The sequence below is a fragment of the Leifsonia sp. AK011 genome, from assembly GCF_013410945.1.
Taxonomy (GTDB): Bacteria; Actinomycetota; Actinomycetes; order Actinomycetales; family Microbacteriaceae; genus Rhodoglobus.
Map to the genome: position 1 here is coordinate 573078 of NZ_JACCCH010000001.1, position 16646 is coordinate 589723.

Here is a 16646-nt window from a genome sequence, read left to right on the forward strand (position 1 = left end):
GGAGTCAGTCTTGCAGGCCGCTAGCGGTGATCCCGCGAGTCGACTCGATCACGTCGGCCATCTTCTTGGAGAGCGCCTCGTAGAACATGGACAGCGGGAACTCGTCGTCCATCACGGCATCCGTGTAGCCCTTGGGCGGCCCGGCCAGGATCTCGTCTGGCAGCCCGCGCGCCCAGGCCGAGGCCGGGTGCGGCGTCAGCGTCGAGGCGACGAGGTCGTACGCGGCGAGCCAGTGCGCGATCTTCGGGCGGTCGATCGACTTCCAGTACAGCTCGTCGATCGCATCCGACAGCGCCACGACGACATCCGGCACCTGCTCCCAGTCGATCGCGAGCGCCGTGTCGGTCCAGTGCAGCACGTGGTGCTGGTGCAGCCACGCGAAGAGCAACTGGCCGCCGAGCCCGTCGTAGTTGCGCACGCGTGTGCCGGTGATCGCGAACCGGAAGATCCTGTCGAAGATCACGGCGTACTGCACGAGCTTGGCGCGGTCGCGCGTAACCTCCCCGTTCGCTGAGGCACTCGAAGCGTCGTCCGCCCGCGAGAGGCGCACCGACTCGCGGAACGCCGTGAGGTCGCAGCGCAGCTCCTCGAGGGAGTACAGGAAGAAGGGCATCCGCTGCTTGATCATGAACGGATCGAACGGCAGGTCGCCGCGCATGTGGGTGCGGTCGTGGATGAGGTCCCACATCACGAAGGTCTCCTCCGCCACAGCCTGGTCGTCCAGGAGTCGCTGGGCGTCCTCGGGCAGCTCGAGCTTGGTGATCTCGGATGCCGCGCGCACCACCCGACGGAAGCGGGCAGCCTCACGATCCGCGAAGATCGCACCCCAGGTGAAGGTGGGGATGGAGCGCATCGCGACGGTCTCGGGGAACAGCACCGCCGAGTTCGTGTCGTAGCCCTCGGTGAAGTCGAGGAACCGGATCGGCACGAACAGGCCGTTCGAGTAGTCACCGGCCTCGAGGGATGCCACGAAGTCCGGCCACACGACCTCGACGAGCACCGCCTCCACGAGCCGTTCGCTCGACCCGTTCTGCGTGTACATGGGGAAGACGACGAGGTGACGCAGTCCGTTCACGCGGTCGCGCTGCGGCTGGAACGCCTGCAGCGAGTCGAGGAAGTCGGGCACACCGAAGCCCTCATCGGCCCAGCGGGCGAAGTCGACGTCGAGCGCGTCGAGGTACTCCGCGTCGTGCGGGAGCGCCCCGGCGAACGTCGGCAGGGCGGCGCGGATGCTCGCGACCAGCTCATTCGCTCGTGCGTGAGCCGCGGCATCCTCGATGCTGCCGTCCTTCGACTGGAACTGCCGCAGCTCGGAGGCGGCGGCCTTGAGGTCGAGCCATGCCTGCGAGTCCTCGAGAACCTCGGGTTCTCCTACGACGGTCTGTTGGACACGTGACATGGGTCACCTCCGTTCCTCGATTGATCCTTACTTCGAGGCTATCCGCGCCCTGTCGCTCTTTGATTGCGATGCGCGAGGCATCGTTGCGTCAACGCCAGAGAACGCGCAGCTTTCCCCTGATCTCGCGCAAGGGAACTCAGGAGAGCGGAACTTCGATGCCGCGCAGCTGCTCCATCGCCTCGCGTGCCTTCGCGGGATCGTGCTGTCGAGCGGCATCGATGATGAGGCTCTGCGCTCGCGCGAGGCTCGTGAAGTCGATGTGCCTCGGTAGGTAGAGGCTGCCGATCCGCACGATGTGCACGACGGCAACGAGCGACCGCAGAAGAATCGCGTTGCTCGTGAACGCGTTCAGGCGCGAGAAGAACAGGAAGTTGGCGGTGGCGATGCGCTGCCCCACGAGGGTGGGGAGCGCCTCCAGATACTCGGCGTGGTCCGCCTCGAGCAGCGCGACGGTATCGGCATCGACGACGGGGATCGCGTCCTCGAGAAGCAGTGGGTAGAGCGCCTTCCACACGGTGAATGCCTGGTCGGTCTGCTCCGGCGTCACGTCTGTCACGCGCGTGAAGCGACTGGCGGATGCCTCGATCAGCCCGATATCGCGGAGCTTCTGCAGTGCCTCCCGAACAGGCGTGCGCGACACCCCGAACCGCACGGCCAGATCAGCATCGCTGATGCGTTGGCCGGGCAGGAGTTCGCCACTCATCATCTCGGACAATAACTGCTCGAAGACCTGCGTGACCACCGGACTCGACGAGATCCGTGGATCGATCGTGCTCATGCCGCCATCCTAAGTGCCCCCCGTTCGGGGGAGCGAACCACGACGAGACGGATGCGTCGCCTACAGGAACATCGGGCGGTCGTCCTCGTCCTCGGTCTCCAGGTCGAGATCCACGACAACCGGAACGTGGTCGCTGGGGGCATCGCCCTTGCGCTCCTCGCGGTCGATTCGGGCAGCGGTGACGAGGTCGTCGAAGGCCTGCGAACCAAGAATGAAGTCGATCCTCATGCCCTCGTTGCGGGGGAATCGGAGCTGCTGGTAGTCCCAGTACGTGTAGCCCTCGATGCCACGGGAGCGGAGTGCATCCACGAGGCCTGCGTTCTCGAGCGCCGCAAATGCGTCGCGCTCAGGCTGGCTCACGTGCGTCTTGCCGGCGAACGCCTGGATGTCCCACACGTCGTGGTCGAAGGGGGCGATATTGAAGTCGCCCATGAGCGCGAGGGGCTGGCCGGGGTTCTCGGCGAGCCACGCGCGGGTGTCCGCCGCGAGGGCCGCGAGCCACGCGAGCTTGTAGGGGTAGTGGGCATTGTCGAGCTCGCGACCGTTGGGCACGTACAGGCTCCACAGGCGCACATCGTTGACGGTGACACCGAGCGCGCGTGCTTCGAGGGGCAGGCTGCCGTCGGGCAGCGGCTTGCCGAAACCCGGGGCGTCGGGGAACCCGACGGTGACATCCTCAATGGGGAGTCGACTCGCGACCGCGACGCCGTTCCACTGGTTGAGACCGTGCAGCTCGACCTCGTAACCCGCGTCGGCGAAGGCCGCATAGGGGAACTGCGCCTCGGTGCACTTGATCTCCTGCATCGCGAGCACGTCGACGTCCTCGCGCCCGAGCCAGTCCACCACCCGGCCGACCCGGCTTCGGATGGAGTTCACATTCCAGGTCGCAACACGCATGAACTCCACGGTACAAGGTTGCACCGACGGGAGAACCACGTCCTGTCCTCCCCTCAACTGGGGCGGGTACAACACCGGGGTACAGACGTACAGTTCATGAGTGACGTTCCCTCACAAGCTCCTCGACCATGAAGCGGCGCAGGATCGATCGGATTCCCGCCGCGCGATCGTTGTCTCCGTTGTCGCCTTGGTTGTGCTCGTTGTCGCCTGCGTTCTCGCTGCGGTGGCGGGCATCCCGACCCCGGGGGTCACTCAGTAGGCTTGCGGTGTGACCGACGCGAAGCAGCAGCTCATCGACTACATCTCCTCCGACGCCGTCTTCCATGGCGACTTCACGCTCACGAGCGGCAAGAAGGCGACGTACTACGTCGACCTGCGCAAGGTCAGCCTCGACCATCGCGTCGCGCCGCTCATCGGGCAGGTCATGCTCGATCTGATCGCCGAGGTTCCGGATGTCGCGGCCGTCGGCGGTCTGACGATGGGCGCCGACCCGATCGCCTCCGCCGTGCTGCACCAGGGTGCGGCTCGCGGCCTCTCGTACGATGCTTTCGTCGTGCGCAAGGAACCGAAGGACCACGGCCGCGGACGCCAGGTGGAGGGGCCGGATCTCGCGGGAAAGCGCGTGATCGTCCTCGAGGACACATCCACCACTGGCGGCTCGCCTCTTGCCGCGATCGAAGCACTCAAGAAGGTCGGCGCGGAGATCGCCGCCGTCGCCGTCGTCGTCGACCGCAGCACCGGCGCTCGCGAGCGCATCGAGGCCGAGGGCTACCCGTATTTCGCCGCGATCGGACTGGATGATCTCGGGCTCCCGCGATGACCGACGAGCGCGACCGGGAGGGCGAGGACGAGAAGGACGAACTCGATCCGAGTGACTGGCTCGCGAGCCAGTTCGACCCCACCGGCACCGTGCCCGTGCAGCGCCCCGTGCCGCCGGTCCCGCCCGCAGCTCCTGCTCCGCCGACGCCTCCTGTTCCGCCCGCACCACCCACCACGCAGCTGCCGCCCCAGCCGGTAGCGGCGCCGCCCCCGGTAGCGCCCGCAACGCCCCCTCCCGCCGCAGCGCCGCCCCCGCTCGTGGAGCCGCCAGCCCAGACATTCACGTGGAACCTCGAGCCGGGTGCCGAGGTCCCCAGCCCTCCCGTGCCTCCGCCGACGGTGCCGCCAACCCCTCCCGTCCCACCCGCTCCCGCCGCGTCGCCTCCGCCTGTCGTTCCGGACTTCCCGCCCACCGTTGCGATGCCCTCGGCGGATGTTCCGACCCAGGCGTTCACGCTCCCCGAGCTCGCCGAGACGAGTCTCTCCAGCCGGGAACTGGAGCCCCAGCAGTGGGAGCCGTGGCAGGCACGCCCTGTCGATGCATCCCTCGACGGCGCGACCGAGGTCATCGAAGCCGAGATCATCGGGCTCGATGGCCCGGAGGGCGAGTCGAACCCACAGTCTCCGATCGACGATCTCTTCGGCGACAACCAGTTCCAGGACTACGAGGGCGAGCCCCTCCTCTCCGGTCCGCCGCCGTCCGACCCGGGTGCTCGTTCGAAGCCCGCGGCGCGCGCACCCATGCCCCGCACGCAGAAGATCCTGCTCTGGGTGGCGGGAGGCCTCGTCGCTCTGCTCGCACTTCTGGCGCTCTTCATGCTCGGGCAGCGTCTCGCGGGCGCCCCGACCGCGGCGCCCGCGCCCACCCCCACGGCCAGCCCGACTCCCGAGCCCACGGTCGCCGCGCCCCAGGTCGGCCCGGTGCTTCCGGGCGAGTACGAGTGGGACCAGCTGCTGGGCGGCGAGTGCCTCGCACCCTTCGAGTCGGCGTGGCAGGAGCAGTACACCGTCGTGGACTGTGGAACGCCGCATCCCGCACAGATGCTCGTGCGCGGCCAGTTCGATGACGCAGCGGATGCCGCCTACCCGGGCTTCGACGAGTTGACCAAGCGCATCGGCCTCCTCTGCACAGCCCCGTCCGTCATCAACTACCAGGTGGCGGGCACCGCGCAGGACATCCAGGTCGCGGCGAGTTTCGCCGTGGACGAGGCGGACTGGGCCTCCGGCAACCGCACCTACTTCTGCTTCGCCAACCGCGCCTCCGGCGCGGACCTCACGGCGTCGATCGTCGTGCCGCAGGCAGCCCCGTAACGGCTACGCGTCGGACTCGATCGGCTCGGCGGACACGAGCTCGGCGACCGAGGTGAGCACCTCGTCAGGGCGGAACGGGTAGCGGTTGATCTCGGCCTGGTCGCTGATGCCCGTGAGCACCAGGATCGTGTGGAGTCCCGCCTCGATACCGGCGACGATGTCTGTGTCCATGCGGTCACCGATCATGCCCGTGTTCTCGGAGTGCGCGCCGATCTTGTTCATGGCCGAGCGGAACATCATGGGGTTGGGCTTGCCCACGACGTACGGTTCGCGTCCCGTGGCCTTGGTGATGAGGGCGGCGACGGCGCCCGTCGCGGGCATCGGTCCCTCGGCGCTCGGGCCCGTGGCATCCGGGTTGGTCACGATGAAGCGCGAACCCTCACCGATCAGGCGGATCGCCTTGGTGATGGCCTCGAAGGAGTAGTTGCGCGTCTCGCCGATGACGACGTAGTCAGGGCTGGTCTCCGTCATGATGAAGCCAGCCTCGTGGAGGGCAGTCGTGATGCCGGCCTCGCCGATCACGAACGCGCTGCCGCCGGGCATCTGCGACTTGAGGAAGTCGGCCGTGGCCAGGGCTGAAGTCCAGATGGACTCCTCGGGCACGACCAGGCCGGAGGCCTTCAGCCGCGCACTGAGATCGCGCGGCGTGAAGATCGAGTTGTTCGTGAGCACGAGATAGGGCTTGCCCTCGTCGCGCCACTGCTGCAACAGCTCTGCGGCACCCGGAATCGGGTTGTTCTCATGGACGAGCACGCCGTCCATGTCGGTCAGCCAGCATTCGATCTCGCCACGGTTACCCATGCGGCAATGCTAGCGGCGCACCCCTTGGATGAACTGTGTCTCCTCGGGCAGCCGTGAGCGCATCACGCCGATCGCGTCGGGGTTCGCGTCAACGAGCACGAAACGCCGGTCGAGGGCTGCGGCCACTGCACCCGTCGTGCCGCTCCCGGCGAAGAAGTCGAGCACCCAGTCGCCGGGCGCACTGGATGCCTGGACTATCCGCCGCAGCACCCCCTCCGGTTTCTGCGTGGCATACCCCGTCTTCTCCTTGCCCATCGGGGAGACGATGGTGTGCCACCACACGTCCGTCGGGAGTTTGCCGAGCGCCGCCTTCTCCGGCGTGACGAGGCCGGGGGCCATGTACGGCTCGCGATCGACCGCGGCGTTGTCGAAGTAGTACTGGGTCGGATCCTTCACATAGACGAGGATCGTGTCGTGCTTGGAGGGCCACTTGCGTGTGGCACGAGCACCGTAGTCGTAGGCCCAGATGAGCTCGTTGAGGAAGGACTCCCGACCGAACAGCGCGTCAAGAGCGACTTTCGCGTAGTGCGCCTCGCGGTAGTCGAGGTGAAGGTAGAGGGTGCCCCTGTCGTCGAGCAGCCGCCACGCTTCGGCGAGCCGTGGCTCGAGGAACTCCCAGTAGTCGGCGAACCGGTCGTCGTAGCCGTAGAGCGCACCCTTGACGGTGTCGTACTGCTGGCCCTTGAAGCCGGTCCGTGCCCCGTCGGGATTGCGTGTCGTGGTGATGCTCTGGCGCGACTGGGTGCGGCCGGTGTTGAACGGCGGGTCCAGGTAGATCAGGCGGAAGCTGGCATCCGGCAGTTCGCGGATCACGTCCAGGTTGTCGCCGTGGATGACGCGGTTCGGGCCGTCCGCGTGCCAGCGCTCGTGCATTCCCTGACATTAACAGGCCGGGCCCCCTCGCGTGGCCCACCCTGATCCCAAATGCAGGACGCGGCCACCTCAGGGCGCCGGGATGCCGGAGATCGCCGTCGACCGACGCGGAACTCCTGCACTTGGGATTGACGTCACTGCGTAGGCTGGCGACGTGAGTGCCGAGAACCCCACCCCCGAGCTCACCACGCACGGTGTCGGCCCGTGGCAGGGGGAGTTGCCGGATGATCCCCGCTACGACCCGGAACTGCTCCAGCGCGGCGACACTCGCAACGTGATCGACAGGTACCGCTACTGGACGATGGAGGCGATCGTCGCCGACCTCGACACGCGCCGCCACGGCTTCCATGTCGCGATCGAGAACTGGCAGCACGACCTCAACATCGGCTCGATCGTGCGCACGGCCAACGCGTTCCTCGCCGACACGGTGCACATCATCGGGCGTCGACGCTGGAACCGTCGCGGAGCGATGGTCACAGACCGCTACCAGCACGTTCTGCACCATCCCGAGATCGCCGACTTCGTCGCGTGGGCCCGCGAGCACGACCTGCCGATCGTGGCCGTCGACAACCTCGAGGGCAGCGTGCCGATCGAGCGCACCGAGCTGCCGGAACGCTGCATCCTGCTCTTCGGCCAGGAGGGTCCCGGGCTCACGCCCGAGGCGCTCGCCTCTGCGGACCTGGCGGTGGAGATCACCCAGTACGGCTCCACCCGGAGCATCAACGCCTCGGCGGCTGCCGCCATCGTGATGCACACGTGGGTGCGGCAGCACGCCCGGTAAGAGAGGTCAGGCCGTCGGGGGCACGGTTGGTGGACCGTACGGCGGTGCCGGAGCTACGGCCGGGGCAACAAGGGCTGCGCGATTCTCCGCCCTGATGCGCGCGGAGCGGACGACGAGCACGATGCCAATGGTGAGAAGCGTCGCGCCGAACATCGCAACGCCCAGGGGGTACCCGGGGCTCACCATGCCGGGCTGGGTGAGTGTCACGATGACACCGACAATTCCCCGCGGCAGGCTGAACAGCGACGCGAAGATCAGCAGGATGCCGACGACGAGTTGCCAGACGCCTGTCTTGCGCGGTGCCGCGGCCTGTGGTGCTGGTACGTATGGGGGCTGCCCTGCGTTGGTCATGTGTGAATGGTATTCGGGCAGTCGACGTTCGGGCCAGCACATGACCGTGCGGCAGCACGCCGGATAGACTGGTCATTCCCTGAGCACGGCCGCCCCGCCGCGTCTTCGACGCGACGCGACGGTACCGGCGGCCGGGGCCCAAGCCCGACTGAGGAGTGACTCATGCCCGCCATCGTCATCATCGGCGCCCAGTGGGGCGACGAAGGCAAGGGCAAGGCTACTGACCTTCTTGCCGATCGCATCGACTACGTCGTCAAGTTCAACGGCGGCAACAACGCCGGCCACACGGTCGTCATCGGCGACCAGAAGTACGCCCTGCACCTGCTGCCCTCCGGCATCCTCACCGACGGCGTCGTGCCCGTGATCGGCAACGGCGTGGTCGTCGACATCGAGGTGCTCTTCGACGAACTGACTGCGCTCGCGAGCCGTGGGGTGGATGTCTCGAAGCTCGTCGTCAGTGCGAACGCCCATGTCATCACGCAGTACCACCGCACCCTCGACAAGGTCACCGAGCGCTTCCTCGGAAAGCGCCAGATCGGCACCACGGGTCGCGGCATCGGGCCGGCCTATGCCGACAAGATCAACCGCGTCGGCATCCGCATCCAGGACATCTTCGACGAGAACATCCTGCGCCAGAAGGTGGAGGGTGCACTGCACCAGAAGAACCACCTGCTGGTCAAGATCTACAACCGGCGCGCGATCGCGGTGGACGAGGTCGTGGAAGACCTGCTGTCGTACGCCGAGCGCCTGCGCCCGATGGTCGCGGACACCGGTCTCCTCCTCAACAAGGCACTGGAGGCGGGCAAGACCGTCGTCTTCGAGGGCGGCCAGGCGACGATGCTCGATGTCGACCACGGCACCTACCCGTTCGTGACCTCGTCCAACTCCACGAGCGGTGGAGCCGCGACGGGCTCCGGCGTCGCGCCCAACCGCATCGACCGCGTCATCGGCATCGCCAAGGCCTATGTCACGCGCGTCGGCGCCGGCCCGTTCCCGACCGAGCTCCACGATGAGTGGGGTGAGTGGCTGCGCACGCGGGGCTTCGAGTTCGGCACCACCACCGGTCGTCCGCGCCGTACGGGATGGTATGACGCACCCATCGCGCGCTACTCGGCACGCATCAACGGGGTGACCGACTACGTTCTCACCAAGCTCGACATCCTCACGGGTCTCGAGAGGATCCCCGTCTGCGTCGCCTACGACGTCGGGGGCGTGCGGTTCGACGAGGTGCCGGTCAGCCAGAGCGACTTCCACCACGCCGTGCCGATCTACGAGGAGTTCCCCGGCTGGTCGGAGGACATCTCCGGTGCGCGCACCTTCGAGGACCTTCCGAAGAACGCCCAGGACTATGTGCTCGCGCTCGAGGCCATGAGCGGTGCCCGCATCTCGGCGATCGGTGTCGGCCCGCAGCGCGACGCCATCGTGGTGCGCCACGACCTCCTCGGCTAGCCGGGGGATGACCGCTTCCACGCCGCTCCCTCGGATCCTTCGCGGCCAGTTCATCACCCTTGAACCACTGTCGCCGTCGGACGCCGACGAGTTGTACGAGGCGATCGGGCATCCCTCCGTTTTCGCGGGTGGATACGGCGGTGGCCCTGCCGGGTTCGCCCCCACGATCGAGGGCTTCCGGGAGTTCGTGGCCGAGTACTACCCGTGGGCTCGCGGAATCACCTACGGCGCCCGGCTGCAGGGCGGACCCGAGGCCGGCCGCCTTGTCGGAACCTCGACGCTCTCCGACTTCGACGAACCCCGCGAGCATGCGCACATCGGCTGGACGGCGTGGTCTCCGACCGTGTGGGGCACCGCGGTCAATCCCGAAGCAAAGCTGCTGATGCTCGGTGAGGCGTTCGACCACGGCTTCGGTCGGGTCAAGCTCCAGGCTGATGCTCTCAACTCGCGGTCGCGTGCTGCGATCCTCAAGCTCGGCGCCACCTTCGAGGGCATCGTGCGCCGGGACATGCTGCGAGCGGATGCCACGTGGCGCGACTCCGCCGTCTACTCCGTGACCATCGACGACTGGCCGCGGGTGCGCTCCGCCCTTCGCGAGCGGCTGGAGCGTTTCGATGCTCCGGTTGCGCCCGCGAGTGCGGATGATCGTGCGGCCAACGACGACTAGATTGACCGTATGAGCCAGCCCACTCCCGTCGAACTTGCCTCGCTGCGCCAGAGCATCGACAACATCGATGCGGCACTCGTTCACCTGCTAGCGGAGCGGTTCAAGTTCACGCAGCAGGTTGGTGTGCTCAAAGCTGCTCGCGGGCTCCCGGCATCCGACCCCGATCGCGAGGCGATTCAGGTAGCACGGTTGCGGGCGCTCGCCGAGGAATCCCATCTCGATCCGGCTTTTGCGGAGAAGTTCCTCGGATTCATCGTCGCCGAGGTCATCCACCACCACGAGTCGATCGCGACGGGCGCCATCGCCGTCAGCGACGAGCAGTAGGCAGAAGCGACGCGCGCTGGCCGCTACAGGCCAGCGATCAACTCGATCGCAGAGTCGTAGGTCGGGGGCATGATCGCGGTCGACACCGTGACACTCTCCATGTCGTCGAGCGCGAGAAGTCGATGCCGGAGGCGGATCGCGTGCTCCTCGACGGTGGGTGCATGCACGACGCTCACGAACGTTCCGGTTTCGAGGATCGCGTTGGTCTGACCCGCGGCGAGCACCTCGGACAGCACGCGCGCGACCGCGCAGTTGCGGAGCACCCTGCGCCAGCCGGTGATCCGATCCCCCTCGATCGTGATGAGCCGCCAGGCATCGGATGCCGCGACCCCGGTCTCGCTCTGCTCCGCGTACATCTCCTTCAGCCGTGCCCCGAGGTATTCGCGGGTACGCAGTCCCGTGAGTGAATCGGTCGTTCCCGTGGCCAGGGCGGTGGTGGTGGCGATCTCTGTCCACTCCGTGGCGAACGCCCTGGCCACCGCGAACGGTGGCTCACCGGCATCCGCGGCCCGGTAGAGGGCGGCGAGGTCGAGGAGGCCCTCGGAGATGCCAACTCCGCGAGAGGCGCGGTCGGCTCCCAGAGCGCCGGCAGCTTCGTTCACACCCTCGCCCGCGAGGAGTGCCGTGACCATCGCGCCGACGGAGGTGCTGTACCAGTCGCCGGGGTGCAGCCAGCCATCCGCCAGTGCGACTGCCTGCCACTTGTCGGCGAGGAAAGGCGCACTGCCGGATGTGGCGGTGGTCTTGGGAACGTTCATCAGAAATGAGAGGGCAAAACCGCGTCATCATGACGCGATTTCTCCCTCTCATTGTGTATAGAGGCACACGCGCGCGCGTGAACTCGACAATAATGATGGGGTTTCGCAAAGATTCGCGAGTCCTCAGCTCACAAAGCCCCTCAGAGCATGCCGGCAGAGGGCGGAGAACAACATGCACTCACCGCAGGTCGACCCACGAAGCGACGCCGAGCTGATCGCCGCCGTGCGATCCGGCGACCCTTCGGCGTTCGGCGTGCTGTATGCCAGGCATGCACCGGCGGCCACCGCGATGGCTCGCTACTACTCGCGGGACGACTTCACCGCAGACGACCTCGTGAGCGACGCCTTCGAGAAGACGTACTCCACCCTGCGAGCCGGGGGAGGCCCCGACGTCTCATTCCGCGCCTACGTCTACACCGCGATCCGCCGCCAGGCCTACGAGCTCACGGAGAAGGGCCGTCGCACCCAGGTCACCGACGACTTCACGCCTTTCGAGATGCCCGAGGAGATCAACGACCCGGCCGTCGACACCTTCGAGAACCGCATGGTCACGACGGCATTCGCCGGCCTCCCCGAGCGCTGGCAGGCGGTGCTCTGGTACCTCGAGGTCGAGGGGATGCGCCCGCCGGAGGTTGCCGTGCTGCTCGGGCTCACCGCCAACGGAGTTTCGGCTCTCGCCTACCGTGCCAGGGAGGGACTGCGTGAGTCCTACCTTCAGGCGCACGTTTCATCGGACTCCCGCACGGCCGAGTGTGAGGCGCTTCGCCGCAAACTGGGTGCCTACGCCAATGGCTCGCTCGCCGCTCGTGAATCGGCGAAGGTCGAGAAGCACGTCGAGGAATGCGCCGAGTGCTCCGCGATCCTCGTCGAACTCCGGGACGTCGGGCATGGACTTCGGGTCATCATCGCGCCCCTCATCCTCGGTGGCGCCGCGACGGCGGGTCTCGTTGGTGGTGCGCAGGCGAGCCCGGCGACTGCGGCGGCACTTCCCGGTCGGGGTGTGCGCAACGGGTCGCGGGTCAGCCTGGCCGTCGGTGCGGCGCTGGCGATAGCCGTCGTGGCGGCTGTCGCGGTCGTGGCATCCATCGCGCTCGCCCCGAGTGAGGACTCGGCCCTGGAGCAGCCGGCCGCACCGGCTGAGAGCTCGGCCCCGCTGAGCCCGTCGACTGCGCCCACGGCAACCCCGACTCCCACGCCGACGCCGACGCCGGTTCCCTCCGCCCCGCCGACGCGCACCGCGCCTCCCACTCCGCCGCCGGTCAGCCCGCCTACGCAACCGACGAAGCCCACGCCCACTCCGACTCCGACGGTCACGCCGCCGCCTGCTCTCCCCGAGCTCGAGGTGGCGATGGACGACCTGGGCGCCCTGGTGCTCGGTCGAGACGGCATGCTCGGGGGGCGCGCCACCAACGTTGGTTCCGGAGAGGCGAAGCAGCTCGTCATGACGTTCCGCCTCCCGGCGGGAGTGGATCTCGATTCCGTGCGTTCCGTCCGGTCCTCGGGCGTCGACTGGGCGTGCTCCCAGTCGGGCACGGATGTCGCGTGCAAAGCTGCCACGCTCGCCGCCGGTTCCTCCTCCACCGTCTACATCCCCGTGACGGTCTCGACGGCCGCCGACGTCGTGGAGGTGCCCGCCGTCGAGGTGCGCGCGCACAACGTGGGGCCCGTGGCGGCTGCGGCACCCTGGCCGGTTCTCGACCGCGGCCTCGGTACTCGCTTCGTCGCGGATGGGGCGCTCGCGTCGACCTCGGTCGGGGCATCCTTCCTGACCTGCGATGTGAGCCTGCCGGGCTGCGCTGAAGCACTGGCGCGCGAGGGCGATAGTACGGCGTGGAACAACCAGCAGTGGAATCTCATCGCAGAAGACGCCGCGGGCACTGGTTCCGTCTCATCGAGCACCACCCTCACGATGCCGCAGGGTGCCGACGTGGCGTTCGCGGGGCTGTACTGGTCGGCACCAGAACCGGCCGGCGATACGGATGCGGCGATCGGGTCGCTCACTCTTCGCTCCCCGAGCGGCGACTCCTCGCCGATCACCGCGGCCCGGGTCGACCGCACCATCGTCTCCGGTGTCGACAGCTACCAGGCATTCGCCGACGTGACATCCATCGTCGCGGCGGGGGGAGCCGGTTCCTGGGCAGCGAGTGCCCCGCGCATCGGACCGGGTGCCAGCGCAGTTCCCCTCGATGTCGTGGGGAGTGGGGTGAGCGCCGGGTGGGCTCTCGTGGTCGTGTACGAGGACTCCTCCCTGAGCGCGGGCCGCGTTGCCGTCTTCGACGGCTTCGAGCCCGTGACGAGTTCCGACGTGTCGTTTGTCGTCGCGGGACTTCCCAATTCGCAGGTCACCGCGGGCGTTGTTGCGTGGGAGGGTGACGCCGGAACCGGTGGAGACAGCCTGTCACTCGACGGGGTGACGCTGGCCCGGTCCGAGGCCGACGCCCCGGCCGACAACCACTTCTACTCCTACGCGGTGGGCTCCGCCGTGGCGAACACTTTCGGGGTCGATGTCGGGAGCTTCCTTCCCACTCCGCTTGCCTCTTCTCGGGCCACACTCTCCGCGTCGACAACGGGCGATCAGTACGCCATCGGAGTGGTCACGGTCACCACGCGATAGACGCCGAAAAACTTCTCGGAAGTTTTTCGGTAAACCGCGTAATGGATCGCCCCCCGGGGGCTCTCATTCCCAGAGAGGGGGGTTTCGCCAGCGTCGAAGGTCGACGCGGTTGCCCCTGAGTCAATGACCCTGACCGAGACGCTGCTCGCATGTGCGGCTATCCTCGCGTCACTCTCTGGCGCAATTCTTGCCTTCGTGTTGTGGCTGAAGCGACCCCGGTACCGCCGGACGAGACGCCTCGGCTCGCTCGAAGGCCATAGACCCTCCGCGCCGTTTGCCCTCTTTACCCGTCGTCCAGACGAGGGTTCCTCGTTGTCGGTTCGTCCCCCCAGATTATGGACCGACGCAAACGATGTTCCCGTTGCGGACGTTGAAGACGACACACGGGCGAGCGGCGCGGAGGCCACCCTTCACGGCACCTAGCAGAACGAAGAAAGCGGGCGCCCCCGAGAGGGTGCCCGCTTTCTCTGTTCGTTGAAGGTCGTTAGCTCGCGCCGACGAGCGGCCCGAAGGCCGCGGGCAGGGTCTCCGTGTGGATGCCGCGCAGCTCGCTCACGGTGAGCGTGAACTCATCCTGGATCTCGAGGGTTCCGGAATTCTCGGTGACACCGATACGGAGCACAGGGTACCCGCGCCCCTCACAGAGGCCGCGGAACTTCACGTCGTCCTCGCGGGGCACGCTCACGAGCATCCGTCCCGCCGACTCGCTGAACAACGCAGCCGTGGCGTCGACGCCGTCGCGCTCCATGATCTCGGTGAGCCAAACGCGCGCGCCGACACCGAACCGCAGCACGCTCTCGACGAGCGCCTGACCGAGACCACCGTCGGCGAGGTCGTGGGCCGAGGCGATGAGGCTCTCCTGCGCTCCGCCAGCAATGAGGCCGGCGAGCTTGCGTTCTGCGGCGAGGTCGACCATGGGCGGCACACCACCGAGGTGGTTGTGGATGGCACCGGCCCAGGCCGAACCATCCAACTCGTCACGCGTGACACCGAGCAGGTAGATGTTGTTGCCCTCGTCCTGCCAGCCCGAGGGGATGCGACGGGCCACATCATCGATGACACCGAGCACCGCAACGACCGGCGTGGGGTGGATCGGAACATCGCCGGTCTGGTTGTAGAAGGAGACGTTGCCGCCGGTGACGGGGATCTCGAGCTCGAGGCATCCGTCGGCCAGGCCCTCGACGGCCTTGCTGAACTGCCACATGACCTCGGGGTTCTCGGGCGAGCCGAAGTTGAGGCAGTCCGAGACGGCGACCGGGCTCGCGCCCGTCGCCGCGACGTTGCGGTAGGCCTCGGCAAGGGCGAGCTGGGCGCCGCGGTAGGGGTCGAGCTGGCAGTAGCGGCCATTGGCATCCGTCGCCACGGCGAAGCCCAGGCCGGACTCCTCATCGACGCGGACCATGCCTCCGTCGTCGGGGAAGCTCAGCGCGGTATTGCCCATGACGTAGCGGTCGTACTGGTTGGTCAGCCAGGACTTGTCGGAGAGGTTCGGTGTGCCGACGAGGCGGAGCAGGTCGGCCTTGAGGTCGGAGGAGCGCGGGAGGCGAGCTGCAGTGTCCGCGTTGAGCGCGTCGATCCAGGTCGGGTAAGCGACGGGACGGTCGTAGACGGGGCCGTCGACGGCGACCGTGCGGGGCTCGACGTTGACGATCTCCTCGCCGTGCCAGTTGATGATGAGACGGCCGGTGTCGGTGACCTCGCCGAGCACGCTCGTCTCGACATCCCACTTGGCGGTCACCGCGAGGAAGCCCTCGAGCTTCTCCGGCGTGACGATCGCCATCATGCGCTCCTGGCTCTCCGACATGAGGATCTCCTCGGCCGTGAGGGTGGGGTCACGCAGGAGCACCTTCTCGAGCTCGATGAACATTCCACCGTCGCCGTTGGAAGCAAGCTCCGACGTCGCGCACGAGATGCCGGCGGCACCCAGATCCTGGATGCCCTCGACGAGATCCTGCTGGAAGAGCTCGAGGCAGCACTCGATGAGGACCTTCTCCGCGAAGGGGTCGCCGACCTGCACAGCGGGGCGCTTGGTGGGGCCACCCTCGGAGAAGCTGTCGCTCGCGAGAATGGATGCGCCGCCGATGCCGTCGCCGCCCGTGCGGGCCCCGAACAGCACGACCTTGTTGCCCACGCCGCGCGCGTTGGCGAGGTGCAGGTCCTCGTGGCGCAGCACCCCGACCGCCAGAGCGTTGACGAGCGGGTTCGCCTGGTACACCGGGTCGAACCAGGTCTCGCCGCCGATGTTGGGCAGGCCCAGGCAGTTCCCGTAGAACGAGATACCGGAGACGACACCGTGGACAACCCGCGCGGTGTCGGGGTCAGCGATGTCACCGAAGCGGAGGGCATCCATCACGGCAACCGGGCGAGCGCCCATGGAGATGATGTCGCGCACGATGCCACCCACGCCCGTTGCCGCACCCTGGAAGGGTTCGATGTAGCTGGGGTGGTTGTGGCTCTCGATCTTGAAGGTGACAGCCCATCCCTCACCCACGTCGATGACACCGGCGTTCTCGCCCATGCCGACCATGAGGTTCTTCTTCATGGTGTCGTTGACCTTCTGGCCGAACTGGCGCAGGTAGGTCTTCGAGGACTTGTAGGAGCAGTGCTCGCTCCACATCACCGAGTACATCGCGAGCTCGCCGCTCGTGGGGCGACGACCGAGGATCTCGCGGATCTTCAGGTACTCGTCCTCCTTGAGTCCGAGCGCCGCATACGGCTGCTCCTTCTCGGGGGTCGCGGCGGCATTCGAAACGGTGTCAGCACCGGAGATGGGGGTCACGAGGCTCCAGAGAACGGGGGCGTGAGGTACCCGCCGATCCTACCG

Annotated in this window: 16 protein-coding genes; 8 read left to right on the top strand and 8 right to left on the bottom strand. The window is 67.5% G+C overall.

What is annotated here, in order from left to right:
- Nucleotides 1-4 precede the first annotated feature (4 nt).
- The 3 genes from HDC94_RS02845 to HDC94_RS02855 form a co-directional block, all read right to left on the bottom strand.
- Nucleotides 5-1399, bottom strand: a complete 1395-nt coding sequence (locus tag HDC94_RS02845; protein WP_179494690.1) for a DUF6421 family protein — start codon at nucleotides 1397-1399, stop codon at nucleotides 5-7.
- A gap of 136 nt (nucleotides 1400-1535) precedes the next feature.
- Nucleotides 1536-2177: a GntR family transcriptional regulator gene (locus HDC94_RS02850; protein WP_179494692.1), complete on the bottom strand. Its 642-nt coding sequence runs from the start codon at nucleotides 2175-2177 to the stop codon at nucleotides 1536-1538.
- Between the two features lie 60 nt (nucleotides 2178-2237).
- A complete protein-coding gene (locus tag HDC94_RS02855; RefSeq protein WP_179494693.1) occupies nucleotides 2238-3074 on the bottom strand; it encodes an exodeoxyribonuclease III in 837 nt (278 codons plus the stop codon).
- Nucleotides 3075-3174: 100 nt separating this feature from the next.
- On the opposite strand from HDC94_RS02855, the gene HDC94_RS02860 reads away from it, so the two are divergent.
- Genes HDC94_RS02860 through HDC94_RS02870 form a run of 3 tightly spaced genes read left to right on the top strand, consistent with a single transcriptional unit; the run spans nucleotide 3175 to nucleotide 5204 of the window.
- Nucleotides 3175-3333: a hypothetical protein gene (locus HDC94_RS02860; protein WP_179494695.1), complete on the top strand. Its 159-nt coding sequence runs from the start codon at nucleotides 3175-3177 to the stop codon at nucleotides 3331-3333.
- A 9-nt stretch (nucleotides 3334-3342) separates the two neighbouring features.
- The gene (pyrE, locus tag HDC94_RS02865) at nucleotides 3343-3894 is read left to right on the top strand and encodes an orotate phosphoribosyltransferase (protein WP_179494697.1); all 552 of its coding nucleotides are present in this window, start codon (nucleotides 3343-3345) and stop codon (nucleotides 3892-3894) included.
- Nucleotides 3891-5204, top strand: a complete 1314-nt coding sequence (locus HDC94_RS02870) for a large membrane associated protein (protein ID WP_179494699.1) — start codon at nucleotides 3891-3893, stop codon at nucleotides 5202-5204. The genes pyrE and HDC94_RS02870 overlap by 4 nt, the downstream gene beginning before the upstream one ends.
- Nucleotides 5205-5207: 3 nt before the next feature.
- Here HDC94_RS02870 and HDC94_RS02875 read toward each other — a convergent pair whose 3' ends face one another.
- Both HDC94_RS02875 and HDC94_RS02880 read right to left on the bottom strand, forming a co-directional pair.
- Nucleotides 5208-6005, bottom strand: coding sequence for an HAD-IIA family hydrolase (locus HDC94_RS02875; protein ID WP_179494701.1), 798 nt, complete (start codon nucleotides 6003-6005; stop codon nucleotides 5208-5210).
- 9 nt (nucleotides 6006-6014) lie between these two features.
- On the bottom strand, nucleotides 6015-6878 hold the full coding sequence (locus HDC94_RS02880) for a site-specific DNA-methyltransferase (protein ID WP_179494703.1): 864 nt from the start codon (nucleotides 6876-6878) through the stop codon (nucleotides 6015-6017).
- 154 nt (nucleotides 6879-7032) lie between these two features.
- Between HDC94_RS02880 and HDC94_RS02885 the strand changes: the two genes are divergently transcribed.
- On the top strand, nucleotides 7033-7659 hold the full coding sequence (locus HDC94_RS02885; RefSeq protein WP_179494704.1) for a TrmH family RNA methyltransferase: 627 nt from the start codon (nucleotides 7033-7035) through the stop codon (nucleotides 7657-7659).
- 6 nt (nucleotides 7660-7665) lie between these two features.
- Here HDC94_RS02885 and HDC94_RS02890 read toward each other — a convergent pair whose 3' ends face one another.
- Nucleotides 7666-8010 (bottom strand): hypothetical protein, encoded by a 345-nt coding sequence (locus HDC94_RS02890; RefSeq protein ID WP_179494706.1) that lies wholly within the window; start codon nucleotides 8008-8010, stop codon nucleotides 7666-7668.
- A gap of 162 nt (nucleotides 8011-8172) precedes the next feature.
- Between HDC94_RS02890 and HDC94_RS02895 the strand changes: the two genes are divergently transcribed.
- Genes HDC94_RS02895 through HDC94_RS02905 form a run of 3 tightly spaced genes read left to right on the top strand, consistent with a single transcriptional unit; the run spans nucleotide 8173 to nucleotide 10450 of the window.
- On the top strand, nucleotides 8173-9459 hold the full coding sequence (locus HDC94_RS02895; RefSeq protein WP_179494708.1) for an adenylosuccinate synthase: 1287 nt from the start codon (nucleotides 8173-8175) through the stop codon (nucleotides 9457-9459).
- Between the two features lie 7 nt (nucleotides 9460-9466).
- Nucleotides 9467-10126 (top strand): GNAT family N-acetyltransferase, encoded by a 660-nt coding sequence (locus tag HDC94_RS02900; RefSeq protein ID WP_179494710.1) that lies wholly within the window; start codon nucleotides 9467-9469, stop codon nucleotides 10124-10126.
- A gap of 9 nt (nucleotides 10127-10135) precedes the next feature.
- Nucleotides 10136-10450, top strand: coding sequence for a chorismate mutase (locus tag HDC94_RS02905; protein ID WP_179494712.1), 315 nt, complete (start codon nucleotides 10136-10138; stop codon nucleotides 10448-10450).
- Between the two features lie 23 nt (nucleotides 10451-10473).
- On the opposite strand, the gene HDC94_RS02910 is transcribed toward HDC94_RS02905, so the two are convergent.
- Nucleotides 10474-11208: a hypothetical protein gene (locus tag HDC94_RS02910; RefSeq protein ID WP_179494714.1), complete on the bottom strand. Its 735-nt coding sequence runs from the start codon at nucleotides 11206-11208 to the stop codon at nucleotides 10474-10476.
- A 172-nt stretch (nucleotides 11209-11380) separates the two neighbouring features.
- Between HDC94_RS02910 and HDC94_RS02915 the strand changes: the two genes are divergently transcribed.
- Complete coding sequence (locus HDC94_RS02915; RefSeq protein WP_179494716.1) at nucleotides 11381-13822, top strand: sigma-70 family RNA polymerase sigma factor; 2442 nt, start codon at nucleotides 11381-11383, stop codon at nucleotides 13820-13822.
- 484 nt (nucleotides 13823-14306) lie between these two features.
- Here the strand turns inward: HDC94_RS02915 and purL are convergent, their stop codons facing one another.
- Nucleotides 14307-16601 carry a phosphoribosylformylglycinamidine synthase subunit PurL gene (purL, locus tag HDC94_RS02920; RefSeq protein ID WP_179494718.1) on the bottom strand — a complete coding sequence of 765 codons (2295 nt, stop codon included), beginning with the start codon at nucleotides 16599-16601 and terminating at the stop codon, nucleotides 14307-14309.
- Between the last annotated feature and the right edge of the window lie 45 nt (nucleotides 16602-16646).